Annotated in this window: 20 protein-coding genes, 1 other RNA gene and 1 other annotated feature; of the genes, 3 read left to right on the top strand and 18 right to left on the bottom strand. The window is 43.0% G+C overall.

Translation table 11 applies throughout. The features are described from left to right. Window positions 1–37: 37 nt before the first annotated feature. The 5 genes from recD2 to cymR form a co-directional block, all read right to left on the bottom strand. Window positions 38–2,422, bottom strand: coding sequence for an SF1B family DNA helicase RecD2 (recD2, locus tag C9414_RS06520; protein ID WP_047203360.1), 2,385 nt, complete (start codon window positions 2,420–2,422; stop codon window positions 38–40). A 19-nt stretch (window positions 2,423–2,441) separates the two neighbouring features. After that, the gene (locus tag C9414_RS06515) at window positions 2,442–3,095 is read right to left on the bottom strand and encodes a tetratricopeptide repeat protein (protein ID WP_107163301.1); all 654 of its coding nucleotides are present in this window, start codon (window positions 3,093–3,095) and stop codon (window positions 2,442–2,444) included. Between the two features lie 60 nt (window positions 3,096–3,155). Then, window positions 3,156–4,274 (bottom strand): tRNA 2-thiouridine(34) synthase MnmA, encoded by a 1,119-nt coding sequence (gene mnmA, locus C9414_RS06510; protein WP_039180282.1) that lies wholly within the window; start codon window positions 4,272–4,274, stop codon window positions 3,156–3,158. Window positions 4,275–4,368: 94 nt separating this feature from the next. Continuing rightward, window positions 4,369–5,511 (bottom strand): cysteine desulfurase family protein, encoded by a 1,143-nt coding sequence (locus C9414_RS06505; RefSeq protein ID WP_107163300.1) that lies wholly within the window; start codon window positions 5,509–5,511, stop codon window positions 4,369–4,371. 18 nt (window positions 5,512–5,529) lie between these two features. After that, window positions 5,530–5,949: a cysteine metabolism transcriptional regulator CymR gene (gene cymR / locus C9414_RS06500; protein WP_107163299.1), complete on the bottom strand. Its 420-nt coding sequence runs from the start codon at window positions 5,947–5,949 to the stop codon at window positions 5,530–5,532. Between the two features lie 208 nt (window positions 5,950–6,157). On the opposite strand from cymR, the gene C9414_RS06495 reads away from it, so the two are divergent. Continuing rightward, entirely contained in the window at window positions 6,158–7,423 is a 1,266-nt protein-coding gene (locus C9414_RS06495) for a replication-associated recombination protein A (RefSeq protein ID WP_107163298.1), read from the top strand. Between the two features lie 33 nt (window positions 7,424–7,456). On the opposite strand, the gene C9414_RS06490 is transcribed toward C9414_RS06495, so the two are convergent. The 5 genes from C9414_RS06490 to C9414_RS20150 form a co-directional block, all read right to left on the bottom strand. Then, window positions 7,457–8,221, bottom strand: a complete 765-nt coding sequence (locus C9414_RS06490) for a tRNA threonylcarbamoyladenosine dehydratase (RefSeq protein WP_047203357.1) — start codon at window positions 8,219–8,221, stop codon at window positions 7,457–7,459. Window positions 8,222–8,313: 92 nt separating this feature from the next. Next, a non-coding RNA gene (ssrS, locus tag C9414_RS06485) (6S RNA) lies at window positions 8,314–8,494 on the bottom strand. Window positions 8,495–8,571: 77 nt separating this feature from the next. Continuing rightward, a complete protein-coding gene (gene aspS / locus C9414_RS06480) occupies window positions 8,572–10,350 on the bottom strand; it encodes an aspartate--tRNA ligase (RefSeq protein ID WP_107163499.1) in 1,779 nt (592 codons plus the stop codon). Between the two features lie 18 nt (window positions 10,351–10,368). Next, on the bottom strand, window positions 10,369–11,643 hold the full coding sequence (gene hisS, locus C9414_RS06475) for a histidine--tRNA ligase (RefSeq protein WP_047203355.1): 1,275 nt from the start codon (window positions 11,641–11,643) through the stop codon (window positions 10,369–10,371). A 73-nt stretch (window positions 11,644–11,716) separates the two neighbouring features. After that, window positions 11,717–11,955: a binding site (T-box leader), on the bottom strand. A 58-nt stretch (window positions 11,956–12,013) separates the two neighbouring features. Continuing rightward, window positions 12,014–12,184 (bottom strand): YrzK family protein, encoded by a 171-nt coding sequence (locus C9414_RS20150; protein ID WP_003216250.1) that lies wholly within the window; start codon window positions 12,182–12,184, stop codon window positions 12,014–12,016. A 161-nt stretch (window positions 12,185–12,345) separates the two neighbouring features. Between C9414_RS20150 and C9414_RS06470 the strand changes: the two genes are divergently transcribed. Continuing rightward, entirely contained in the window at window positions 12,346–13,902 is a 1,557-nt protein-coding gene (locus C9414_RS06470) for an N-acetylmuramoyl-L-alanine amidase family protein (protein WP_483295689.1), read from the top strand. Window positions 13,903–13,998: 96 nt separating this feature from the next. Here C9414_RS06470 and dtd read toward each other — a convergent pair whose 3' ends face one another. From dtd to C9414_RS06425, 8 genes are all read right to left on the bottom strand, one after another. After that, on the bottom strand, window positions 13,999–14,442 hold the full coding sequence (gene dtd / locus C9414_RS06465; protein ID WP_024423131.1) for a D-aminoacyl-tRNA deacylase: 444 nt from the start codon (window positions 14,440–14,442) through the stop codon (window positions 13,999–14,001). Window positions 14,443–14,460: 18 nt separating this feature from the next. Then, window positions 14,461–16,671: a RelA/SpoT family protein gene (locus tag C9414_RS06460; protein WP_047203353.1), complete on the bottom strand. Its 2,211-nt coding sequence runs from the start codon at window positions 16,669–16,671 to the stop codon at window positions 14,461–14,463. 142 nt (window positions 16,672–16,813) lie between these two features. After that, window positions 16,814–17,326 carry an adenine phosphoribosyltransferase gene (locus C9414_RS06455; RefSeq protein ID WP_024423133.1) on the bottom strand — a complete coding sequence of 171 codons (513 nt, stop codon included), beginning with the start codon at window positions 17,324–17,326 and terminating at the stop codon, window positions 16,814–16,816. Between the two features lie 23 nt (window positions 17,327–17,349). Beyond that, entirely contained in the window at window positions 17,350–19,674 is a 2,325-nt protein-coding gene (gene recJ, locus C9414_RS06450; protein WP_107163296.1) for a single-stranded-DNA-specific exonuclease RecJ, read from the bottom strand. A gap of 81 nt (window positions 19,675–19,755) precedes the next feature. Beyond that, the gene (locus tag C9414_RS06445) at window positions 19,756–20,106 is read right to left on the bottom strand and encodes a LapA family protein (protein WP_039180309.1); all 351 of its coding nucleotides are present in this window, start codon (window positions 20,104–20,106) and stop codon (window positions 19,756–19,758) included. Window positions 20,107–20,207: 101 nt separating this feature from the next. Next, on the bottom strand, window positions 20,208–20,696 hold the full coding sequence (locus tag C9414_RS06440; RefSeq protein WP_058838998.1) for a cation:proton antiporter regulatory subunit: 489 nt from the start codon (window positions 20,694–20,696) through the stop codon (window positions 20,208–20,210). Between the two features lie 382 nt (window positions 20,697–21,078). After that, window positions 21,079–23,307, bottom strand: coding sequence for a protein translocase subunit SecDF (secDF, locus tag C9414_RS06430; RefSeq protein ID WP_039180313.1), 2,229 nt, complete (start codon window positions 23,305–23,307; stop codon window positions 21,079–21,081). Window positions 23,308–23,348: 41 nt separating this feature from the next. Next, a complete protein-coding gene (locus C9414_RS06425; RefSeq protein WP_003216788.1) occupies window positions 23,349–23,645 on the bottom strand; it encodes a post-transcriptional regulator in 297 nt (98 codons plus the stop codon). Between the two features lie 116 nt (window positions 23,646–23,761). On the opposite strand from C9414_RS06425, the gene spoVB reads away from it, so the two are divergent. Then, window positions 23,762–25,312 carry a stage V sporulation protein B gene (gene spoVB, locus C9414_RS06420; RefSeq protein ID WP_047203350.1) on the top strand — a complete coding sequence of 517 codons (1,551 nt, stop codon included), beginning with the start codon at window positions 23,762–23,764 and terminating at the stop codon, window positions 25,310–25,312. Window position 25,313: the final 1 nt, after the last annotated feature.

Below are 25,313 nucleotides of genomic sequence, written 5' to 3'. Positions count from 1 at the left end.
TTCCTTCCACGCTAAAAAGCTTCCATATGGAAGCCTTCTACTCATGCATAAAATCAAACGGAGTGATTCCCTCCATGCCAATATTTGCGTCATGTACGCTAAACGGAAGCTCTTTTTGGAGCGCTTCAAGTTCTGCATCCATGATTTGTTCGGTTTGCACAAGCCGCATCGTTAAGGACGTTTGTCTGAGGGAATCCTCATTGTTTTTCACGCCCCACTCCAGCGCTGATTCCTCGCCGCACAGTATTAAAAACTTTTTACTTCGTGTTATAGCTGTGTACAGCAGATTACGCCGAAGCATTCGGTAATAGCTCCTCACAACTGGCAGCACAACAATCGGAAATTCACTGCCTTGTGATTTGTGGATGGAGCAGCAATAGGCATGAGTAAATTGATGAAAATCCTTTTTCGTAAAGGTGATTTCATTTCCATCAAAGGAGATCACGGCCATGTCTTCTTTTTCTGTATTTTCTTTTGCATAAAAAATCGAGACAATTTCGCCGATATCGCCGTTAAAAATATTGTTCTCCGGCTGATTCACAAGCTGAAGCACCTTATCACCTGTCCGGTACACCACATCACCAAACGAGATTTCTCTGCCTTTTGGTTTTTTAGGATTCAAAATGTGCTGTAGCATTTTGTTGAGCTCATTGATGCCCGCTTTTCCTTTATACATTGGTGCGAGCACTTGAATGTCCTTTGCCGAAAACCCTTTTTGAGCAGCATTGCTGACGACTTTCTCAATGACTTCTTTCATTTGATCAGCTGAACATTGAATGAAGGACCGATCCTTTGAGCGTGCAGTAATATCCTTTGGCAGCACACCATTTTTCATATCATGGGCAAGTTCAACAATGGTTGAGCCGTCTGCCTGCCGGTAAATATCTGTCAGGGTAACAGCCGGCACAGCTTTTGAGGCAAGCAAATCCCGTAAAACTTGACCTGGTCCAACTGATGGCAGCTGATGTTCATCCCCTACCATAATCACTTGGATATGATCAGGAATGGCTTTAAACAAATGATTCGCCAGCCAAATATCAAGCATACTTGATTCATCAATGATGACAAGCTTTCCTTCAATCGGCTGTTCTTCATCATGTGAGAAGCCCTCCGAACCGTTCCAGCCTAGCAGCCGGTGAATGGTGACAGCTGGAAGCCCTGTTGATTCTGTCATCCGTTTAGCCGCCCGTCCTGTTGGTGCCGCAAGCACAAATGGGAAAGATTCATCCTTTTTATAATCACTCGGATCAAGAGATACACCGTGAAGATCACTGTAAAGCTCGACAATTCCTTTAATGACCGTCGTCTTCCCTGTACCAGGTCCGCCTGTTAAAAGCAGCATCGGGGACATGAGCGCCTTTTGAATCGCTTCCTTTTGTGTCGGTGCATACTGAACGCCTAATCGCTCCTCCAGCTCACCAAGTGCAAGGAGGAATTCTGATTCAGGAAATTGATCCGCGTATTCTGTTTGGGAGACGATTTTTTGAATGCGTTTGGCAACACTTTGCTCCGCATAAAATAAGGATGGATGATAGCAGCGGTCATCTTCAATGATCATTTCTTTTCCTTCGCCAAGTGCAATGATCTGATTGGCAACATCCATTTCAGTCACTTTGTAATCATTGCCTGTTTGGTTGAGCAGCTTGCGGGTTTCGACGATCAAGTCTTTCGTTTGTATGTACGTATGACCGTCCTGAAGACTGGCTGTCTCCACTGTATATAGCAAGGCTGCGCGAATCCGCTCTGGATCATTACCTGAGATGCCTGTTCTAGCGCCGAGCTCATCCGCCTTAATAAATCCGATCCCCTCAACATCCTTAACAAGCTGATACGGATTTTCCTCGATCTTTTGCAGCGTTTCACTCTCGTACACTTGGTAAATCTTCATGCTGAGCTGCGGACCAAAGCCATATTGATTCAGGCTGATCATGATTTGTTCCAGTCCTTGATGCTCCTGAAGCGCTGCGGCCAGCTTATCCGCCTTCTTTTTTGATAAGCGCGGTACATCGTACAAAACAGCTGGGTCACGCATAATTTTATGAAGCGTCTGATTGCCAAGCTGTCCCACGATTTCTTCCGCCGTCTTTTTTCCTATCCCCTCAAATAAATCACTTGAGAGATAATGTATGATTCCTTGCTTCGTTGTCGGCACTTCCTTTTGAAAGTGAGTGGCCTGAAACTGTTCACCAAATTTCGGATGGCTTGTGACTTTGCCATAAAAGGTGTAGGTTTCCTCCTCATGAAGTGCGGGGAAGTAGCCTGTGACAGATGCTGTTTTTTCCTCTAAGTTTTCCGATGTTTCAATGACTTTCACCTTTAACACCGAGTATAAATTACTTTCATTATGGAAAATAACGGCTTGAATGGTCCCCTTTAAAAACGGTTCGTCCTCAAGCTTCATTTGATCTGGATGTTCCTGCACAGGTCTTCCCTCCTTCCATCTATTCTGCCTCTTGAATCAGCTTTTGCGCATGTAGTGCAAGCATATGGTCAGGCTGCACGTCAATGGCTTTACCCAGCATCTCAAGCGCTTCGTCTTTTTTCTCTAAGTACGCATACGCAACCCCTAAATTATAAAAGGCGTCTGCATGCTGCGGATCACGCGTGATGACTTCAGTAAAAGTTGTCACCGCTTCTTCCAGCATGTGTTCATTGGCTAAGCACATGCCAAATTGGAATCTTGCTTCATTATCTTCTTCGTTTAGTTCAACGGCACGCTGAAGATACGGCATCGCAAGCTTTGGCTGCTCTAATTTGATGAGCGTCTGCCCAAGCATATAAAACAAATCACTATTTTTCATGCCCGCTTTTAGTGCTTGTTCAAAATAATCTTTCGCTTTCATAAAGTCTTCTTTTAATGTATACACATTTCCTGCCCCGTAATAGGCTGCAGCGGCGGTATGATCAAGTTCAATTGCTTTTTGAAAAAAGTTTAAAGCACGTTCAAATTCATTGATACTTGAAAGTAAGTTCGCAAAGTTAATATATGGAACCGGGTCCTTCGGGCTTTCTTCGATCGCTTTTGTAAAAGCTTCAGCTGCTTTTTCGATATTCCCTTGATTCAAGGCTTCTATGCCGATTTCGTTATGATTCATTCGCTCTCTCATCCTTTCATTAAAAAACCTCAACAGCGACGTTGAGGTTTTGAAAACATGCTACACATACGACAGCTTTTGACCATCTTTGAAGACATCGTCAATTGTACCACCGCCAAGACATTCGTCACCATCATAAAAAACAACCGCTTGTCCCGGAGTAACAGCACGAACAGGCTCATCAAAGATCACCATTGCTTCTTGCTCACCTGTCATTTTGACCTTCACATGGTGATCTTCTTGACGGTATCTGAATTTTGCTGTGCACGTTAATTCACCGTTTTCCCCAACAATATGAGGACGAGTCCAGCTGATATTAACGGCTGAAATGCTTTCAGAGTATAAAAGTGGATTGTGGAAGCCTTGTTCAACAAACAAGATGTTTTTCTCCAAGTCTTTCCCAACGACAAACCAAGGATCACCACTGCCGCCAATGCCAAGTCCTTGGCGCTGACCGATCGTGTAATACATCAGTCCATCGTGCTCCCCTTTTACTTCTCCATCCATTGTCTGCATCACACCAGGCTGTGCAGGCAAATATTGACTAAGGAACGTTTTAAAGTTTCTTTCTCCAATAAAGCAGATACCTGTTGAATCTTTTTTCGTTGCTGTTGCGAGCTCTGCTTCTTTTGCCAATTCACGAACCCTTTTTTTCTCTAAATCACCGATTGGGAACATGACTTTATCAAGTTGTTCCTGAGTCAGCTGATTTAAGAAATACGTTTGGTCTTTGTTTGCATCAAGACCTCGCAGCATTTTGACTTCATCACCAGTTCTATCAACACGGGCATAGTGTCCTGTTGCCAAATAATCCGCACCAAGTGACAATGCATGTTCAAGGAATGCCTTGAACTTAATTTCTTTGTTACACATGACATCTGGGTTTGGCGTTCTGCCCGCTTTATATTCATCAAGGAAATATTGAAACACTTTGTCCCAATATTGCTTCTCGAAATTTACTGCATAATATGGGATTCCAATTTGGTTACACACGCGGATGACATCCTCATAGTCTTCCGTTGCTGTGCAAACACCATTTTCATCAGTGTCATCCCAGTTTTTCATAAATATGCCGATGACATCATAGCCTTGCTCCTTTAGCATAAGAGCGGCAACTGATGAATCGACTCCTCCGGACATACCGACCACAACTCTTGTATCTTCTGGTCTTTTTGTCATCTTCATCAACTCCAATTTCAATGAAACAACATACGCGTTTCGTTCTTCAGGTGCTTCGCTGTTTCATTTTTCACACACGAACAAAAGGAAGCATTTATTTGGCTAGGCGTTTGACAACAGCTGCTATCTTACGTGCCGCCTGCTTCACATGATCCTCTTCATTCCCAAGACCGAAGCTTATTCTGACTGAGGATGTCAGCTCTTTTGCTTCTTCGCCATACATGGCGCTTAACACGTGCGAAGGAAGGACAGATCCAGCCGTACATGCCGATCCGCTTGAAACAGCAATTCCTTCCATATCTAAATTCACAAGCAGCGATTCAATGGAGACGCCCGGGAAATGAACATTTAAAATGTGCGGCAATGTCTCTTTCGGATGTCCATTGATAGAGAAATTGAGAGATTCCTCTTCGAATACTTGCAGCATAGTTTCTTTGAGCTTACCATAATGCATCGCTTTTTCTCTTCTATTTTGCTTCGTTAATTGAACAGCTTCTGCAAGCCCAACAATTCCTGCCACATTTTCAGTGCCAGCACGGCGCTTTCTTTCTTGTTCCCCTCCGAATATTTGCGGAGAAAGTTTCACGCCTTCGTTTACATATAAAAAGCCTGTTCCCATCGGACCGTTCAGCTTATGGCCAGAAGCAGATAAAAGATCAAGATGGAGATCTGCTGCATCAATAGGCACTGTGCCAAACGCCTGCACTGCGTCTGTATGAAAATGAGCAGTGTGATCACGCAGAAGTTCGCCAATGGCTTTGATTGGCTGAATCACACCTGTTTCATTATTGCCGTACATGACGGTCACAAGAATCGTATCATCTCTCAACGCTTGTTTTAATTGATCAAGATGAATCAATCCCGTTTCGTCCACATCTAAATATGTCACTTCAAATCCTAGCTTCTCTAGGCGTTCACATGTATGCAGCACCGCATGATGCTCTGTTTTCACTGTGATGATATGTTTTCCTTCATGCTGTCTTGCCATGGCAACACCTGTGATCGCCAGGTTGTCCGCCTCGGTTCCACCGCTTGTGAGGATGATCTCCTGTGGTTTACAGTGTAATTCTCTTGCAATGACTTCTCTTGCTTCATCGAGCCACTTTCTTGCCTCGCGCCCATATGAATGAATACTAGAGGGATTGCCAAATATCTCTGTAAAGTACGGCATCATCTTGTCCACAATACGCTGATCCATCGGCGTTGTGGCTGCATGATCTAAATAGATTCGTTCCATTTCCGGTACACCTCTGATCTAAATATAGAACATATACGAGTCTTGATCCCCGTCATCTGTGTAGCTTGCCAAGTCTTCAAGAGTTGTATTGTCTAGTACGTCTTTTACTGCATCACGAATACGAATCCATAGTTCACGCTTTGCTGGTTCTTCGTTTTCGATGACTTCAACAGGACTAATTGGTCCTTCTAATACACGAATAATATCACCTGCTGTGATCTCGTTTGGTTCATGTGCAAGAACATAGCCGCCATACGCACCGCGAATACTTTTTACAAGACGGGCATTGCGGAGTGGTGATACAAGCTGCTCTAAATAATGCTCAGACAAATCATTGTTTTGAGCGATTGATTTTAATGATGTAGGGCCTTCGCCATGTCTTTTGGCTAATTCGATCATGATCGTCAGACCATATCTGCCTTTAGTTGATATTTTCAAGTTAAACACCTCTGCGTTTTCTATTCTATGTCATCAATTATTTTTCTGATTTCATATACGCTGATATATAGACCAAAAGCAATTATATCATACTTTCAGCCAACTTTCATTTACGGGTACTGAGCACAATAGGAGGACGCATCCCTTTTCTATTTGAAGAAATTTCGGTACTCTATACAAACAAGACATTGCTTTAGGAGAGATAATTATGAAACCTTTAGCGTACCGGATGCGCCCAAGTCATATTGAAGACATTATTGGGCAGGAGCATCTTGTTGGAGAAGGTCAAATTATTAAACGAATGGTCGAGGCAAAGCATTTATCCTCGATGATTTTATACGGACCGCCGGGCATCGGCAAAACATCGATTGCGACCGCAATTGCTGGCAGTACAAGCATTGCTTTTCGTACATTGAATGCGGTCATTCATAACAAAAAGGATATGGAGGCTGTCGCCGCTGAAGCGAAAATGAGCGGACAGGTGATCCTTATTTTAGACGAAGTCCACCGGCTTGATAAAGGTAAGCAGGATTTTCTCCTTCCTTATTTAGAAAATGGCATGATCATTTTAATTGGCGCAACGACGGCTAATCCCTATCATGCGATCAATCCTGCCATCCGAAGCCGGACACAAATATTCGAGCTGAAGCCGCTTGAAACAGAGCAAATCAAAGCTGCGTTAACAAGAGCCTTACAGGATGAGCATCGCGGGCTTGGCGGTTATGAGGTGACCGTGGACGATGAAGCGATGAATCATTTTGCCAATGGATGCGGAGGAGACGTGCGTTCTGCTTTAAATGCACTAGAACTCGCTGTCTTATCGACAAAAGCTGATGAGACAGGGCATATCACAATCACTCTTGCCGCAGCAGAAGAATGCTTACAAAAAAAGAGCTTCTCACATGACAAGAATGGTGATGCTCATTATGATGTCCTCTCGGCTTTTCAAAAATCCATTAGAGGATCTGATACAGATGCGGCGCTGCATTACCTTGCCAGATTGATCGAAGCAGGAGATCTTGAAAGCATTTCAAGAAGATTACTCGTGATGGCTTACGAGGACATTGGCTTAGCCAGTCCGCAGGCAGGACCCCGCGTGTTAAGCGCAGTACAAACAGCAGAAAGAGTCGGTTTCCCAGAAGCACGGATTCCGCTGGCGAACGCAGTGATTGAACTGTGTCTTTCTCCTAAGTCCAATTCGGCATATAAGGCGATTGATGCGGCACTTGGTGACATTCGTACAGGGAAAATTGGTGAAGTTCCAGTTCATTTAAAGGATGCACACTACAAAGGCGCCACAGCACTCGGAAGAGGTGTCGATTACTTATACCCACATGATTACGAGAACGGCTGGGTGAAGCAGCAATATTTACCTGATCCGCTGAAAAACAAGCAATACTATGTACCGAAACAAACCGGAAAATTTGAAGGTGCATTGAAACAGGTCTATGAAAATTTAAAACGCCAAAAATAAAAAAAGCCCCCTGCATATTAGCAGGCGGGCTGTTTATTTATCCTTCACACGTGTAATCGGAATATCCTTTAAAAGCTTCATAATGACATGACCACCCATGATCAGTCCGGCAACTGACGGAACGAACGCATTGGATGATGGCGGCATTTGCGCCTTGCGAATCTTCGCTTCATCATTTCCAACTTCTTTTCTGACATCTTCGCGAATGACAATCGGACTTTCATCAGAGAAAATGACTTCAATTCCTTTACGAATCCCTTCCTTACGCAGACGTGTTCTCACGACTTTTGCAATAGGATCGGTATGTGTTTTTGAAATATCATCAATTCTGAAACGTGTCGGATCTGTTTTGTTCGCAGCTCCCATACTTGAAATGATGTTCACACCGCGGTTCAGACACTCTTTCATTAAATGAATTTTATAGTGAATGGTATCTGAGGCATCAATGACATAATCAAGCGGATACTCAAAAAATTGCTCGTATGTTTCCTCTGTATAAAACATTTTAAGCGCAACAACTTCACATTCTGGATTAATATCAGCGATTCTCGCCTGCATTAAGTCAACCTTTGGCTGACCAACTGTTGATAGCAATGCTGGAAGCTGACGGTTTACATTTGTAATATCAATATCATCTTTATCAACAAGAACAATACGGCCAACGCCTGAACGAGCGAGTGCCTCTACTGCGAATGAACCAACGCCGCCCACACCAAGCACTGCAACTGTACTGTTTTTTAGTATATTTAAGCCTTCCTTGCCAATGGCAAGCTCGTTTCTTGAAAACTGATGTAACAAGTGCCTCACTCCACCTTTATTTAAAATGAATCGAAAGAATCATATCATATTCAGACTTCTCCGTCATCCTTCTCTAAAAGAAAAAAACACAAAAAAGTCCCGATGACGCCGCCAGCATTTCCTTCGTTTTGAACCCCGCACCATGCAGGTGGGTGCTTTCTTCCTGACTTTATAAGTCCTCTAATGAGGCATTTATGCAGAAAGGAAAGGCAAGCTCCCGTATAAAAAAATGTTCGGTCAAAACTAGGTAACCACCGTACGTATCAGGACTTTATTTATTGATTGATGAAAGCATATCATAGGCATATTTCTTTTTCAAGCGTTTACATACCTATAAACATGCGCCTATTTTACTGTTTTACTTTTGTTTTAATCGCTAAACTCAGCTCATCAAGCTGCGCCTCGCTCACATGGCCAGGGGCATCTGTGAGAACGCAGCTCGCACTTGCCGTTTTCGGGAATGCAATCGTATCTCTTAAGTTAGAGCGGCCTGCAAGCAGCATCACTAAACGATCAAGCCCAAGCGCAATTCCGCCATGCGGAGGAACACCATGCTCAAACGCATCCAGAAGGAAGCCAAATTGTTCGTAGGCCTCTTCTTTTGAAAAACCAAGTAAGCCAAACATTTTTTCTTGAATGTCCTTTTCAAAAATACGAATAGAACCTCCGCCAAGCTCGTAGCCATTTAGCACAAGATCGTAAGCCTGTGCCTTCATGTCTTCTGGGCTTGTTTCAATTAATTCAAGATCATCGCGAACTGGCATTGTGAATGGATGATGGGCAGCATAGAAGCGGCCTTCTTCTTCATCCTTTTCAAGCAGCGGCCAATCGACAACCCATAAGAAATTGAATACAGACTCATCGATCAGTTCAAGCTCTTTACCAAGTTTTAAGCGAAGTGCACCAAGTGCATCATGAACAACAGACGTCTTATCTGCGACAAAGAGTAAAAGGTCGCCTTCTTCAACTTGCAGCTGTTCTTTTAATTCAGCTTGCTTTGCATCATCAAAGAATTTAGCGATCGGACCTTTTAATTCAGTCCCTTCTGCTTTTAGCCAAGCTAGACCTTTTGCACCGTAGTTCGCTGCAAATGCACCAAGTGCATCAATGTCTTTTCTTGAATAGTTCGATGCAGCCCCTTTGACATTGATGGCTTTCACAGCTCCACCATTTTTCACAGCGCCACTAAACACTTTGAAATCGGAGTCTTTTACCGTATCTGAAATGTTAACCAGCTTCATCTCAAAACGTGTATCCGGTTTATCAGATCCATAGGAATTCATCGCTTCATCGTATGTCATACGAGGTAATGGCAATGTAAGGTCTACACCTTTGACATCTTTCATTACCTTCGCCATCATCTCTTCAGCAAGCGTCATGATATCCTCTTGACTCATAAAGGACATTTCAATATCGACTTGTGTGAATTCCGGCTGACGATCAGCACGCAGGTCTTCATCTCTAAAGCAGCGGGCAATTTGATAATAACGGTCCATCCCAGAAACCATCAGCAATTGTTTAAATAATTGCGGAGACTGAGGCAGTGCATAAAATTCTCCCTCGTGTACACGGCTTGGAACAAGATAGTCACGCGCACCTTCTGGCGTACTTTTCGTTAAAATTGGTGTTTCAATGTCTAGAAAGCCGTTGTCGTCTAAGAAATGGCGGAATGCTTTTGTGACTTCATGTCGCATTTTCATTGTTTCAAACATTGCAGGGCGGCGAAGATCCAGGTAACGATATTTTAAACGAACATCTTCTGATACCTCGTCTGCTTGATCTGAAATCACAAATGGAGGAGTCTTCGCTTCATTTAAAACGGTGACCGTTTCGACTTGAATTTCAATTTTGCCCGTTTTTAAATTTGGGTTGATCGTTGCTTCTTCTCTTGCGACAACCGTTCCTTTAATATCAAGGACATATTCGTTACGAATTGATTCTGCTGTCTCAAGCGCCTCTTTTGATAAGTCTGGATTGAAAACAACTTGTACAATCCCTGTACGGTCGCGCAAATCAATAAAGATTAATCCGCCTAGGTCACGCCTTTTTTGAACCCATCCTTTTAATACAACTGACTGACCGATTTGGTCTTCTGTTACTTCTCCACAATAAAAAGTTCTACCAAACACAAACATTCCACTCCTTCTTTACGCTTTCTGGTGGGCCTTTAACATTTGAATCAGCTCATCAAGCTTCACTTCAATTTGTTCACCCGTTGTTGTATCTTTCACCTTCACAATTTGCTGTGCAAGTTCATCTTCACCAAGAACTGCAATAAATTTGGCTTTTAAACGATCAGCCGCTTTAAATTGTCCTTTTAGTTTCTTCCCTGTATAGTCCATTTCACTTGAGATACCTTCTTTTCTCAGACGGTTTAATAATGAAACAGAATAATCCTTCGCTTCATCTCCGAGAGCAGCAATGTATAGATCAATACCATCTTGCAGAGGAAGCTCAATTCCTTCAGCATCGATCGCTGATAGGAAACGCTCAATACTCATCGCAAATCCGATCCCTGGTGATTCAGGACCGCCAATTCCTTCAACGAGTCCGTCATAACGGCCGCCGCCGGCTAATGTTGTAATCGCACCAAAGCCTTCTGCATTACTCATGATTTCAAATGCTGTGTGATTGTAGTAATCAAGACCGCGCACTAAATTTGGATCGACGACATACTCAATGCCTATATCTGATAAGTATTGTTTGACCTTTTCAAAATACGTCCGTGATTCTTCATTTAAGTAATCTTGAATGGATGGAGCCGTTGTCATCAGTTCATGATCACGATCCTTTTTACAATCAAGAATGCGCAGCGGATTTTGATGTAAACGAGTTTGACAGTCGTGACAGAATTCCTCAATTCTTGGCTCAAAGTGCTTGACCAGTGCTGTGCGGTAGTCTGCACGGCTCTCTTTGTCACCAAGGCTGTTAATGACGAGTTTTAAGTTAGAAAGGCCTGCTTTCTCATACACACTCATCGCAAGTGAAATGACCTCTGCATCAATGGCAGGATCTTTGGAACCAATCGCTTCGATTCCAAATTGATAAAATTGACGATATCTTCCTGTTTGCGGACGTTCATAGCGGAACATTGGTCCGATGTAATACAGCTTAGTTGGCTGAGCCGGCTGTGCAAACAATTTATTTTCAACATAAGAACGGACGGTTGAAGCTGTTCCCTCTGGACGGAGTGTGATGCTACGTCCTTTTTTATCTTCAAATGTGTACATCTCTTTTTGAACGATATCAGTTGATTCGCCTACTCCCCGTGCAAACAGCTCTGTATGCTCAAAAATCGGTGTGCGGATTTCTTTGTATTGAAAGGCTGCACATGTATCTCTCGCAATTTGTTCAACATACTGCCAGCGTTCTGACTCTCCAGGTAAAATATCCTGTGTGCCTCTTGGAATATTAAAACTCATTTTTCGTCCTCCTACGACCATCATTCATTTTTTATGTGGACATATAAAAAACCCCCGCCTCTACTATGTGTATAGTAGGGACGAGAGTTATACCCGTGGTGCCACCCTAGTTGGAACATGATCAAGCATGTTCCCGCTCAAATCCTTAACGCAGATTCACGTTCTCCGCCTATTGACTCATTTTTCGAGCGTTCAGCAGGAAACCTACAGAGTGTTCTTTCGTGATAAATGCCATGCGGATTCGCTTTCAGCCTAAGGCGATTCCTCTCTGCTCACGCAATTTACCCTACTATTCTCTATCATCAGTTCCACATTTTAAATTTTCAAGTGTGTTGATTTATATTATAATAAGGTCGGTGCTGCCACTCTGTCAACCCTTGCCGTGCCTCTTTTTCTTTTCCAGCTCTTCTTTTGACGTACATCCGTATTCAGATGCGGTTTCTTCAAGGAAGCCTGGCTGATCCATTTCGTCATGCTGCCAGCGGTCGATATCACGATGTCCATTATATTGCACTCGTCCTAATTTTCTGCTTAATCTCATGTTTGTACATCCTTTTATCACATTTTTATTTAGTATAAACAGATTGATTCATTTTTATTAGGGAAACTGCAAGGAATTCATCCATTACATAACGAATTAACATTCATCGGTTTTACAAGGGAGGGGAAAACACCGTTTTGAATCTGAAAAAACACAATCAAATGATGATGCTGCTTACTTGTTTTGTTCTCATCGCGAGTTCTTTGCCTATGACACATGCTACAGCACAAACAGATCAAGCTGTGGTCGCAACAGATGAAATCAATGTGAGAACGGGCCCTGGTTTAAGCTATGGAATTGCAGCTGTTGTAAAACGCGGCGAAAGTTATCCTATTCTCACTGAACAAGGAGAATGGGTGCAGATCCAATTATCAAACGGACAAAAAGGCTGGGTCGTCTCATGGTTGATCACCACATCATCCGGCGCTCAAAAAACAGCGAAACCAAAGGCGCAAGGTCAAAGCACGGCAGGAGGCAGTACCATTACATCGACAGCTTCCGACCTTCGCATCCGGACAGGCCCTGGGACTTCCTATCAAGTGATTGGTACTTTCCCGCAAGGCGCTTCCGCTAAAAAGCTCGAGACAAGCGGCGAATGGACGAAAATTTCTTATAAACAAGCAGAAGGCTGGGTTCACTCTGATTATGTTTCAGGGGGGCAGAAAACTTCTCAATCAAGCTCCGGCGGGTCTTCTCGCTCTAACCAGACAGGCACAGTTGGCGTATCGAGCTTGAATGTGAGGCAATCGGCCGCACCAAATGCACAAGTCGTCGCTTCACTTGCCCGCAACACACAGATCACCATTTTGCGAGAGCAGAACGGCTGGTATGAAATTGAAGGGAAAGGCGTAAAAGGCTGGGTTGCAAGCTATTACATTGTCACAGGCAAAGGAGCAGGCTCTGCACCTGAAAAGAGTTCATCCTCTTCAGCTTCTGAGCAAAAAGCGTACATTGTCTATGACGGCACCAACATTCGAAAAAGCGCTTCTACCTCTGCTGGGATTGCAGAAAGAGCAACAAAAGGAGCTGCCTATCACATTGTTCGGACGCAAGGTGACTGGTACGAGGTGACACTATCGAATGGCGGGACTGGCTATGTGGCGAGCTGGGTCGTTCAAACGAAGAAAAATAGCAGCGAAGCGCCAAGACCTCAGCAGGATTCATCGTCTGGGACTGGTTCTTTAAAAGGAAAAACGATTGTTATTGACCCTGGTCATGGCGGAAAAGACAGCGGCACAATTGGCGCAGACGGTGCTTTTGAAAAGAACATCACCATCAAAACCGCCAATTTACTGGCAGGCAAATTAAGAGCTTCTGGTGCAAATGTGTATTTAACTAGAAGTGACGATACATTTATCAGCCTTCAATCGAGGGTGGCAACATCTCATTACCGAAATGCAGATGCATTTATTAGTCTTCATTATGATAGTTTTATGGACCAAAGTGTTAGAGGAAGTACTGCGTATTATTATCACGCAGCAAAAGATCAGCAATTAGCGTCAAGCGTTCATTCCGAAGTCGCAAAACGCTCTCAAATCCCTGATAAGGGTGTCAAATTCGGAGATTACTTTGTTTTAAGAGAAAACAAACGCCCTTCCCTTTTATATGAACTCGGGTATTTAAGCAATCCTCAGGAGGAAGCGATCATTTATAGCGCCTCTTACCAAGAACGAGTCACAGAAGGAATGACTGAAGGATTAAAACAATATTTCCGTTAAAAAGAAAGAGGCCTCTGCGCCTCTTTTTTTGTTTGACCACAAAAAAAAGACTCTAAACAAACTCCCGCATGAGTTCATCTACAGTCTAAAGAGAATCTATTCTTTGCTGTCCATTAAGATCGTGACTGGTCCTGAATTGGTCAATGACACGTCCATCATCGCACCAAAACGGCCAGTTTCAACATGGATACCTTTTTCTCTAAGGGTTTTATTGAAACATTCGTAAAGCGAATTGGCTGCATCCGGCTTGGCGGCTTTCATAAAATTCGGCCGTCTGCCCTTTCTCGTATCACCATAAAGGGTAAATTGCGACACAGACAGAACGCTTCCTTTTATGTCCAATAATGAACGATTCATTTTCCCATTTTCATCTTCAAAAATACGTAAATGTGCAAGCTTTTCAGCTAAGTAAAGCACATCTTCTTCTGTATCTTCGTGTGTGACACCAACAAGCACCATATATCCTTCGCTTATGGCACCTGTGATCTCTTCTTCTACCTTCACAGATGCATTTGTCACACGCTGCACAACAAGCCTCATAGACGATATACTTCCTTTCTAATTCATGAATCGGCGAACAGAGTAAATGTCTTTGATTTGTTTAATGCGTTCGACTACTTTGTGCAAATGATTAATATTTTGGATAAAGATCGCCATATGGATCGTCGCCACTTTGTTACGATCAGACTTCCCAGAAACAGAGGAGATGTTCGTTTTGGTTTCGTTAACTGCTTGAAGCACCTCATTGAGTAAGCCGCGTCTATCATATCCTAATATTTCAATTTCCACATTGTATTCTTTACGGTTTTTAGCAGGCTGCTCATGCTCCCACTCGACCGGAATTAACCGCTCCTGCGCTTCTCCTGTCTTCACGTTCGGACAGTCCTCACGGTGAACAGATACGCCTCGGCCCTTCGTAATAAAGCCGACAATGCTATCGCCAGGAACAGGGTTACAGCACTTAGATAAGCGGACAAGCAGGTTATCAATCCCTTTGACCCTTACGCCAGCTTCCCGTTTTTTCCCGTGATACGTCTTTGGTTCCACCGTCACTTCTTGAACGGTTTTCTCTTGCTCTTCTTGATCTCTTTGTTTTCTTTCTTTTTCCGTTAAACGATTGGCAACTTGTAGTGCAGTAATGCCGTTATATCCAACAGCTGCATACATGTCCTCTTCGTTAGAAAAATTAAATTTGTCAGCCACTTTTTGCAGGTTTTCAGCGGTCAGAATGTCTTTGACATCAAACTCAAGGTTTTTGATTTCTTTTTCCACGAGCTCTCGGCCTTTTTCGACATTTTCTTCACGGCGCTGTTTTTTGAAAAACTGTCTGATCTTGTGCTTCGCTTGGGAGGTTTGGGCAAGCTTGACCCAATCCTGACTTGGCCCGTAGCTGTGCTTTGATGTCAGAATTTCAATAATGTCACCTGTTTTTAGTTTGTGATCGAGTGTGACCATTTTGCCATTGACCTTGGCACCGATCGTTTTATTCCCAATTTCCGAGTGAATCCGGTAAGAGAAGTCAATCGGAACTGAGCCTGACGGCAGTTCAATAACGTCTCCTTTTGGTGTAAACACAAACACCATATCAGAGAAGAGATCGATTTTTAACGATTCCATAAATTCTTCTGCATCTGTGGATTCGTTTTGGAATTCAAGAATTTCTCTAAACCAAGAAAGCTTCTTCTGGAAAACCGCTTCTTCCGTTGATTCTGCTGACTCTTTGCCTTCTTTATATGCCCAGTGTGCCGCAATCCCATATTCTGCAATTTCATGCATTTCCACTGTACGGATCTGAACTTCAAGCGGATCACCTTTTGGCCCAATCACCGTTGTATGAAGAGATTGGTACATGTTCGGCTTTGGCATCGCAATATAATCCTTAAATCTGCCTGGCATCGGTTTCCAGCATGTATGGATAATACCGAGCACCGCATAACAGTCTTTAATGCTGTCGACCAAAATACGAACGGCAAGCAGATCATAAATTTCATTAAACTGCTTATTTTGCAAGACCATTTTGCGATAAATGCTATAAATATGTTTTGGTCTTCCGGAAAATTCAGCCTTGATGTTCACCTCAGACACGCGGTCTTTCACTTCATTGACAACCTCGTCCAAGTATTCCTCACGTTCCGCTCGTTTACGCTTCATCAGATTCACAATTCGGTAATATTGTTGCGGATTTAAATAGCGGAGTGCTGTATCTTCAAGCTCCCACTTAATCTTTGAAATCCCTAATCTGTGCGCAAGCGGTGCAAAGATTTCAAGCGTTTCATTTGAAATTCTCCGCTGCTTTTCCTGCGGAAGATGTTTGAGCGTTCTCATGTTATGAAGACGGTCTGCCAGCTTAATCAAGATCACGCGGATATCCTGCGCCATTGCAACAAACATTTTTCGATGGTTTTCGGCCTGCTGTTCTTCTTGTGATTTATATTTAATCTTCCCGAGCTTTGTGACACCATCAACAAGCATTGCTACTTCTTCGTTAAAATGCTCTTTTAAATCCTGTAATGTCACATCTGTATCCTCAACTACATCGTGCAGGAAACCACCTGCAATGGTTGATGGATCCATTTCAAGGTCAACAAGAATGCCCGCCACTTGAATTGGATGGATAATATAGGGCTCACCAGATTTCCGGTATTGCTCCTTGTGTGCATTTTCAGCATATTCATATGCTCGCTCTATAAATTGAATATGTTCAGCGGACAGGTATTCTCTTGCCTTGTCAATGACCTGCTGCGCCGTTAAAACTTGTTCGTTCGCCATGGAATCACCTTTTTAAATGAAAACTGTATTGTAGTTTATTATCAAGAAAAATTCGATAGATGTAAAGAGAAGAAGTCCGCTAAAAGATTTTTGATAGGAAAAAAGCACCCTTCTTACTGAGTGCTTTTTACGAAAAACTCCATTAGTATTGCATTAACGTCATGATGTCGTAGCCGTCAAGCTTCTTTCTGCCGTCAAGATACGTCAGCTCAATCAAAAATGCAATCCCTGCCACAACGCCGCCTAATTCCTCTACAAGCTTGATGGACGCTTCAATTGTTCCACCAGTTGCCAGTAAGTCATCTGTAATCAGGACACGCTGACCAGGACGAATCGCATCTTTATGAATCGTTAATACATCTTTACCATATTCCAAGCCGTAATCGACTTTAATGACTTCACGAGGAAGCTTTCCTTCTTTACGAACTGGTGCAAAACCTACACCAAGTGCGTATGCTACAGGGCAGCCAATAATGAATCCACGCGCTTCAGGTCCAACAATGAGATCAATGTCTCTTTCCTTCGCGTATTCAACGATCTGATCCGTTGCATAACGGTATACTTCGCCTTTATCCATTAACGTTGTAATATCTTTAAATTGTACACCTTCCTTTGGGTAGTCAGGTACAACTGTCACATATTGTTTTAAATCCATCTTTTCCTTTTCCTCCTCGTACGTCAAAGCACAGGTGAGACTTCGCTCATCATGCTATTCAGCCATTCCTTCAGCTCTTTAGCTGAGGAATATGTTAGTGTTTGATCGAGTTCCATCAATCGTTGTTTTGCTGTATAGGACGCTGATGCCGTTAAATCTTTTTTAGGGGCATCAAGTACTATTGACAGCACACCATTCTCTATTTTAACAAAACCGAGTTCAAAAAACACCTTTGTCATAAAAATGATTGTATCTTTTGTCCAGCCTCTATGTTTGGCAAGCTCCATTCCTTGTTCTTTGATAGGAAAACTTCCCCGTTTAAACAAGAACCCATAAAACCATTTGAATTGATCACGGCTTGGGAAAGAGGACATAAAATGATCTTCTTCTCTTTGAAAAACCGTATAAATTCTGGCAGGCTTCTGATTTTCTAAAAGCTGCTTCAGCAATTGCTCATCTGCCGGAACATCCGCAAAGACCACATACTTTCCGTATACATCAAACGTTGATACATTTTCTGCATGAACATGATGAATGGGGATATCGACGTTTTGTTTCGTTGCTTCATCAAAACAGACAACCAAAGATTTTTCAGAATCAAGCGTCGAAACTTTCTTCTCCCAATCCTTTTTCCCTCGCAGATCAAACAGCTGCCATTCATCAACTCGTGCATCTTTTAGCATTAGCTGGGGCTTTTTCCGGTTATTCCATTCATTGACGGACATTTCTCCAATCACGGAAATGCGGCTTCCTGGAACAATTTCTTCTTTTAATTTCCCTTGGTGAAAGCCGACACAGTCAAGCAGCTTGTCTTCGTCTTTCAGAGACATTTTAATATGGTTGTGATTTGCCCCAATTGTTCGGATATCTTCAAGCTTCGCATCTTCAATCATAATGAACGGTTTTGGGTTTGACATACCAAATGGTGACAGCATCCCTGCTTCTTCAATCGCTTGAACCGTCAATTCGTCTACCTTACACACAGCATCGACCCGCTGAATGGGAATAAAATCTTCTTCCGTCAATGTTTCATTGGCATATTGATTTAATCTTTCCCTTAGTAAAGCGACATCATCCGCTCGAAGTGTCATCCCTGCTGCCATCGGATGCCCGCCGAAATGTGGCAGGATGTCGCGGCATTTGCTTAGATGGAAGAATAGATCGAAGCCAGGAATGCTTCGGGCTGATCCTTTTGCCATTTGCGTTTCTTCATCTATTCCAAGCACAATCGCCGGACGAGAAAAAGTATCCGTCAATTTAGAGGCAACAATTCCGACAACGCCCGGATTCCAGCCAGTTTTCGCTACAACGATCGCAGACTGGTCATCGCCTGCCTCTTCCACCATTTGAATGGCTTCTTCTGTGATCGTACTGACAATCTTTTGTCGTTCTTTATTCAGTTCCTGTACAAAACGAGCGAGCTCTTCTGCTTCATCCTTATCGTCAGTCATAAGAAGGTGAACAGCTGGATCTGCCTGTTCAATTCGTCCTACAGCATTCAGCCTTGGCGCAATTTGAAAGCCGACCGTTTCCTCGTTCGCTTCTTCTAAAGTGGCTCCCGCTTCTTTCAATAACGCTTTCAGCCCCGGTCTATTCGACTGACGAAGCTGCATAAGCCCTTTTTTGGCGAGCCATCTATTCTCATCATGAAGCGGTACAAGATCCGCGATTGTCCCGATTGCTGCAAGATCTAACAGCTGAACTGGCAACTCCCCAAGAAGTGCATGCGCCACTTTAAACGCTACACCTACACCAGCAAGTTCTTTAAAGGGATACTCACAGCCTGGCTGCTTAGGATGGACAATGGCAAGTGCCTCAGGTAGCTCCTCACTTGGTTCATGGTGATCTGTAATGATCAGGTCTAGCCCTATTTCTTTTGCAATACGTGCTTCATTTACAGCAGCAATGCCTGTATCAACCGTGATGACAAGCGATGCTCCTTGCTCCTTGATATATCGAAAAGCCTGTTCATTAGGCCCATAGCCTTCTTTAAACCGATCTGGAATATAAAAATCTACTATCGCAGACCGCTCTTTTAATGTATGTAAAAGTACAGACGTACTTGTCACACCATCTGCATCATAGTCTCCGAAGATCACAATCGATTCCTGCTCTTCGATCGCTTTGTTGATGCGCTCTACTGCTTCTTTCATTCCTTTTAATAAGAATGGATCATGAAATTCGGCTTTTTGATCAAATAAAAAAGACCTCGCCTCTTCTACTTCTTCAAGTCCTCTTTTTACGAGAAGCGATGCAGTCAGCGCTGAAATATTCAGATTTTCAGAGAGTGATTTCACTTTTTCTTCGCTTGGATGTTCATATTCCCAGCGCATTTTGGATAATAACATAAATTCACCCCTCAACCACACTATTATACTAGAGTGGCCTGAGGGGTTTCAATTTTTATTTTATGAAATTGTGCTGGAAGATTATTTTTCCTTCCGGTCAAATGATGCTGGCTGTTCTTTTAAAGGCGTAACATGCGATTTTTTTTGAAGATCTTTGTCTGCCTTTTTCGTCGAAGCAGCAGGTGCAGCGGCTGCACGCTCAGCTTTTAATGCCTTTAGTTCACGTTTCAGTTTCACAATTTGGAAGATCCCTGCAAATGCCACAATCAGTCCGCCCATTAAAACAGAACCGATAATGACGAGGATCAGCGGCCATTCAGCCGTTCCAAATAAGTAGTCTACCTCGACAGGCCGTACATTAATCACGGCAAATACTGAGACAATTAATACGAAAATAAATGCGAGTATGATGGTCCATTGTTGTTTGTTCATCTACAAATCCCCCAAGCTTTTTCTTTTATTCTTCCCTTTTCACTGCCTTTTTTAAACACAGAAAAAAAGCAGCGGAAGAAAACCTATCAGCATGGGCATCATCAGCTGCTGAGTTTTTCTTTAATCAGGTTCTTTAATTCTTTTCTTTCTCCAGAAATAACAAGGGTATCCCCTTCTTCGATGATGGTATCTGGTCCTGGATTTAAAATCTTCTCATGTGATTTTCTCATAATGGCGATGACTGTTACTTGATAGTTTTGGCGGACATTGAGTTCACCGATGCTTCTCTGAACAGCTGGTGCATTCTTTTCAATTTTAAACCATTCAATCACTAAATCATCAATGGCTACCTCTACGGTTTCAAGCGCTTTCGGCTTATAGACCATGCCGCCTAAAATAGCCGCAATTTGTCTTGCTTCTTCATCGTTTAGCAGGATACCAGAAATCGTTTCTTCGTGGTCGTCCTCCTGAAAATGATACATTTCTCTTCTGCCGTCATTATGTGTAATGATGGCAAGCTTCTCATTATTTCTTGTGATCATTTCGGCTTTATGACCGATACCTGGCAGTTCAGTTTCCCGAACCTTCATCACAGCCCCTCCAATGAATAAAGCAAAATGCCTTAAACAGACACCCGCTTTCTATACTGATCTAAACGTAAGTCATTATAGCAAAAGACCATTTTAAGATCAATGAAACCCAAAATGTTTTTTCAAAGCGTTTAACTTTTGGAAAACCAATAGAAAAAGACTGCCGATAAGGCAGTCTCAGATTGTTGAAAAAGGGCTAAAATGATATTTATTTTAGCTCTTTTTCTTCTTTTCAGCGTGATAGAAAACCTTTGCAGCCCTAGGAAGGACGAGTACCGGAGCGGAGCGAATTTGACATTCGTGAGCACCGGCACGCAGGACTGACAAAGAATGCGAGGGTTTGTCTACACGCTGAGACTGCCGATAAGGCAGTCTTTCTAGATTAAATATCTTGATCTGTATCTATCTTAGCTGGTTTTTTCAGCTCGCGGCCTTTCCACATCAGCCAAATTTGTGCCGCGATATAAAGGGATGAATACACCCCTGTTAATAAGCCGACAAGTAAGGCGATGGAGAAGTTTGTAATCGACGCTGATCCGAAGATAAGCAGTGCGACAACAACGACAAGTACAGTCAGCACCGTGTTGACAGATCGCGTAAAGGTTTGCTGTAAGCTTAAGTTCACAATGTACGATAGATCTTCAATGGTTTTCGGTTTACGTTTCTTCATTTGCTCACGAACCCTGTCGAAGGTAACGATCGTATCGTTGATCGAGTACCCAATGACCGTGAGGATCGCGGCAATGAAGGTGACATCCACCTCTAGGCGCGTAATACTAAAGAAGGCCACGATAAAGAACGCATCATATAGCAGCGAAATAATTGCCGCAATCGCCATCTTATACTCAAATCGGACGGATACATATAAAATGATCCCGATGGAGGCAATGATGACGGCATATAGCGCATTACGGGCAAGTTCTTTTCCGACAGTCGGAGACACTGTACTTACGTTTGGCTCCGTTCCGTATTTATCTTTGAAGTAATCTTTCACTTCAGCAATCTTTTCTTTGTTCGGCACACCGACAAATCTCGCTGCTGCCTGATTCTCTTTTTGACCCGATAACACGACACTGTCTGTCTCAAGGTCAAGCTTTTTAAAGTCTTGCTCGACTTGTTCAGTTGACAGCTTGTGATCACTTTGAATATCAATTCTAGTTCCACTTGTAAAGTCGATTCCCGCATTCAGCTTGAAGATGGAAAGAACGATGATTCCCGCAATGGTGATAGTAGCTGAGAAAATCATAAATCCTTTACGTTTGCTGACGAAATCCCACTTATCAAATGGTGTTTTTGGCTCGGTGGTTTCTGTTGTTTCATGAATGTTCATAATGTCTTTTTGACGAACACCAAACCAGCCTTTTCTCCGGTCAAGATAGCGGCTTTCAACAAGAAGACCGAGAAGGAATCTTGATAGGAAAACAGCTGTGATAAAGCTTGTTAAAATCGAGAGGATGAGCATTGTTGCAAATCCTTTTACAGAGCTTGTCCCGAAGAAGAACAGCACTCCGCCGGCAATAATACTTGTTAAGTTAGCATCAAAGATAGTCGCAAATGATCTGCGGTTCCCTGATCTGAAAGCAGAACGGACTGATTTGCCGAGCTTCAGCTCTTCCTTAATCCGCTCATAAGTAATAATGTTGGCATCGACAGCCATCCCTACCCCTAAAATGAGTGCGGCAATTCCAGGCAGTGTCATAACCGCGCCCATCCAGTCAAACACTTGCAGCGTAATGTAGATATAAGCTGAAAGTGTGATGACAGCTATTAGGCCAGGTAATCGGTAATAAAACAGCATGAATAAGAAGATAAATGCGATTCCTACTATTCCTGCAAACACTGTTTCGTTCAGTGCTTGTTCACCAAACTGTGCACTCACAGATGTGGAATATTTTTCTGTTAATTTCACTGGCAATGCCCCGGCATTTAAAATACTCGCAAGGTCTTTTGCCTCTTGGACAGTAAACTTTCCTTCAATTTGTACGTCACTGCTGTTAATTTCTTGATTCACATTTGGTGCAGATACATACTTGTGGTTTGATTTTGAGACTTCTTTTTTGAAGGAATCTCCTTTGTGGTAATCAAGCCAAATGACAAGCTGATTATTTGGTGCCATCGCTGCTACTTTTCTTGTAACGTCACCAAATTTTTTCGCATCCTTTAGTTTAACCGTCACAATTGGCTCATTCGTTTGACTGAATGTTTGTTTTGCACTGTTTTCGACTAGGTCAGCCCCGTTTAGGAGTTCTTTATCATTCGTATCTCTGAAGGATAGCTGTGCTTCAGTGGAAAGAATCTCCCTTGCTCTGTTTTGATCTTTTACACCCGCAAGCTGCACGCGGATACGGTTGTTTCCTTCAATCGAAATGTTCGGCTCACTTACACCAAGCACGTTTGCTCTTCGGTTAAGAGCCTCCACTGTACTAACGAGAACACTATTTGTGATCTTGTCCTCTTTTTTCACTGGATGTACATCATACAGGACTTCAAATCCACCCTGTAAATCCAGCCCTAGCGTCATATCTTTCGCAACAGGCTTTGTCAGTAAGCCCACGCCAGTTCCGATTAACAGAACCACTAAGAAAAACGCAAGAATGCGCCCTTTTTTCATTATGTATTTCCTCCTTAAACACCTGAATCCATTAAGATGGCTTATTTTAACAGTTCATCAAGCATATTCTTGCCATCTTCACTGTCCAAAAAAGCAGACGTTTTAAACGACTGAACGGTTGCATAGTTCATAAATTCGCCTATTTTTACAGATAAGATATCTGCAACCATTTCATGAATCGGATACTCTTGTTTTTTCTTCCACTTCTTATTCTCTAAGTATGACCATAATTCCTCTAAATCTACATCTTTATAGCCCAAAACGATGAATTCTTCAAGCTTACTGAACAGAAAAGGCTTTAAATGGTCTTTGTAAATAGCAGCTGGGTGTTGTGTCATTGCGTAGCTCCCCCTTTTCAGTTTTTTATCGAGAGACTTGTCATGCTTGGACGATATACACGCATATCTTATTGTATATGATTCTATGTCGTTTGAGAAGGCAGGTGATCTGTGATTTGACGAAGCAAACGTTTTTAAAGGGGACCATTATTTTAATTTTAGCAGGTTTTATCACAAGAATATTGGGTTTTGTCAATCGAATTGTCATTGCGAGGTTCATTGGCGAAGAAGGGGTCGGGCTTTATATGATGGCTGCACCTACCTTTTTTCTCGCCGTGACGCTCACGCAATTCGGACTGCCTGTCGCCATTAGTAAGCTTGTCGCAGAAGCAGAAGCCCGGGGTGACAAACAGAAAACAAAACGTATTCTTGTCATGTCCCTTGCGATAACAGGAACACTCAGCCTGATTTTCACGCCGCTCTTTTTATGGTTTGCGCCTATCATGGCAGAAAATATGCTGACAGACCCTAGAACGGTCTATCCACTGCTTGCCATTACACCCGTCGTACCAGTCATCGCCATTTCCAGTGTGTTAAGAGGCTATTTCCAAGGCAGACAGCAAATGAGTCCGCTAGCGATGTCTCAAGTTCTGGAACAGGTCGCAAGAATTTCATTAGTCGCGGTATGTACAACGGCTTTCCTTCCTTACGGGATTGAATTTGCGGCAGCAGGTGCCATGGTGTCATCGGTGATTGGAGAGATGATTTCACTTGCTTACTTACTGATCGCCTTTCGCTATAAAAAGACCATTCGTATTCGAAAACGATTTTTTAAGGCGATTCATGACGGGAAGGACACATTTAAGCAGCTGATGAGCATTGCCCTGCCAACAACAGGCAGCCGTTTTATCGGGAATATTTCGTGGTTTTTAGAGCCGATTGTTGTCGCGCAAAGTCTTGCCATTGCTGGATATGCGGCTGTTGAGGCGACAAGGCAGTACGGGGAGTTGACCGGGCTTGCCCTGACCCTTTTGACACTGCCTAGTTTTATTACGTATTCACTCTCCACTGCATTAGTTCCGGCGATCAGTGAAGGAATGGAGCAGAATAAACGTAAAACGGTCGAATACCGGCTGAAGCAGGCGATGCGCCTTTGTTTACTCAGCGGAGGCATTTCATGTATTATTCTTTTCGTTTACGCAGAAGATTTAACGCTCTTTATGTATGGTTCATCGCATGCGGCTATTTATGTGAAATTCATGGCGCCATTTTTCCTTCTATATTATTTTCAGGGGCCCCTTCAAGCCGTGCTTCAAGCACTCAATTTAGCTGGTGCGGCGATGACCAACAGCCTGATAGGTGCAATTGTGAAAACAGGGATGATTTTTGTTCTTGCTTCACAGCCTGGCTTTGGCATTATGGGCGCAGCACTTGCGATCTTAATCGGCATCATCCTTGTCACACTGCTCCATGCGGCAACTGTTGGAAAGGTGCTGCCTATTCATTTACCATTAAAGGAATATGGACTTTGCGTCCTTGTGATTATCGGTACGGGGGCTGTCAGTCTTTGGCTGAAATCTCAAGTAAACGGACTCTTTTCTGCTCCTATTGAACTTGTAACACTCATCTTTGTTACGTGCATGCTGTATGTCATTCTATTAATCTGCCTAGGACTAGTGAAACGAGAAGAGCTGCGCCGCATTCCGTTCATTGGGAAGCTGTTTTAGC

The sequence above is a fragment of the Bacillus sp. Nf3 genome, from assembly GCF_003028545.1.
In the GTDB taxonomy this organism is placed as follows: Bacteria; Bacillota; Bacilli; order Bacillales; family Bacillaceae; genus Bacillus; species Bacillus safensis.
Note: the sequence above shows the minus strand (reverse complement) of the source record. Positions and strands in the feature narration are given on the sequence as shown.

What these genes read in the sequence shown, in the direction of transcription:
- mnmA (WP_039180282.1), bottom strand. Translation starts at nt 4,274, where the DNA reads ATGACAAAAAGACCAGAAGATACAAGAGTTGTGGTCGGTATGTCCGGA.
- C9414_RS06425 (WP_003216788.1), bottom strand. Translation starts at nt 23,645, where the DNA reads ATGACACAACACCCAGCTGCTATTTACAAAGACCATTTAAAGCCTTTT.
- C9414_RS06460 (WP_047203353.1), bottom strand. Translation starts at nt 16,671, where the DNA reads ATGGCGAACGAACAAGTTTTAACGGCGCAGCAGGTCATTGACAAGGCA.
- hisS (WP_047203355.1), bottom strand. Translation starts at nt 11,643, where the DNA reads ATGAGTTTTAATATTCCAAGAGGCACACAGGATATTTTACCTGGAGAG.
- recJ (WP_107163296.1), bottom strand. Translation starts at nt 19,674, where the DNA reads ATGTTATTATCCAAAATGCGCTGGGAATATGAACATCCAAGCGAAGAA.
- dtd (WP_024423131.1), bottom strand. Translation starts at nt 14,442, where the DNA reads ATGAGGCTTGTTGTGCAGCGTGTGACAAATGCATCTGTGAAGGTAGAA.
- C9414_RS06505 (WP_107163300.1), bottom strand. Translation starts at nt 5,511, where the DNA reads ATGGAACGAATCTATTTAGATCATGCAGCCACAACGCCGATGGATCAG.
- C9414_RS06445 (WP_039180309.1), bottom strand. Translation starts at nt 20,106, where the DNA reads ATGAACAAACAACAATGGACCATCATACTCGCATTTATTTTCGTATTA.
- C9414_RS06495 (WP_107163298.1), top strand. Translation starts at nt 6,158, where the DNA reads ATGAAACCTTTAGCGTACCGGATGCGCCCAAGTCATATTGAAGACATT.
- C9414_RS06515 (WP_107163301.1), bottom strand. Translation starts at nt 3,095, where the DNA reads ATGAATCATAACGAAATCGGCATAGAAGCCTTGAATCAAGGGAATATC.
- secDF (WP_039180313.1), bottom strand. Translation starts at nt 23,307, where the DNA reads ATGAAAAAAGGGCGCATTCTTGCGTTTTTCTTAGTGGTTCTGTTAATC.
- C9414_RS06440 (WP_058838998.1), bottom strand. Translation starts at nt 20,696, where the DNA reads ATGAAGGTTCGGGAAACTGAACTGCCAGGTATCGGTCATAAAGCCGAA.
- C9414_RS06455 (WP_024423133.1), bottom strand. Translation starts at nt 17,326, where the DNA reads ATGGATTTAAAACAATATGTGACAGTTGTACCTGACTACCCAAAGGAA.
- C9414_RS06470 (WP_483295689.1), top strand. Translation starts at nt 12,346, where the DNA reads ATGATGATGCTGCTTACTTGTTTTGTTCTCATCGCGAGTTCTTTGCCT.
- C9414_RS20150 (WP_003216250.1), bottom strand. Translation starts at nt 12,184, where the DNA reads ATGAGATTAAGCAGAAAATTAGGACGAGTGCAATATAATGGACATCGT.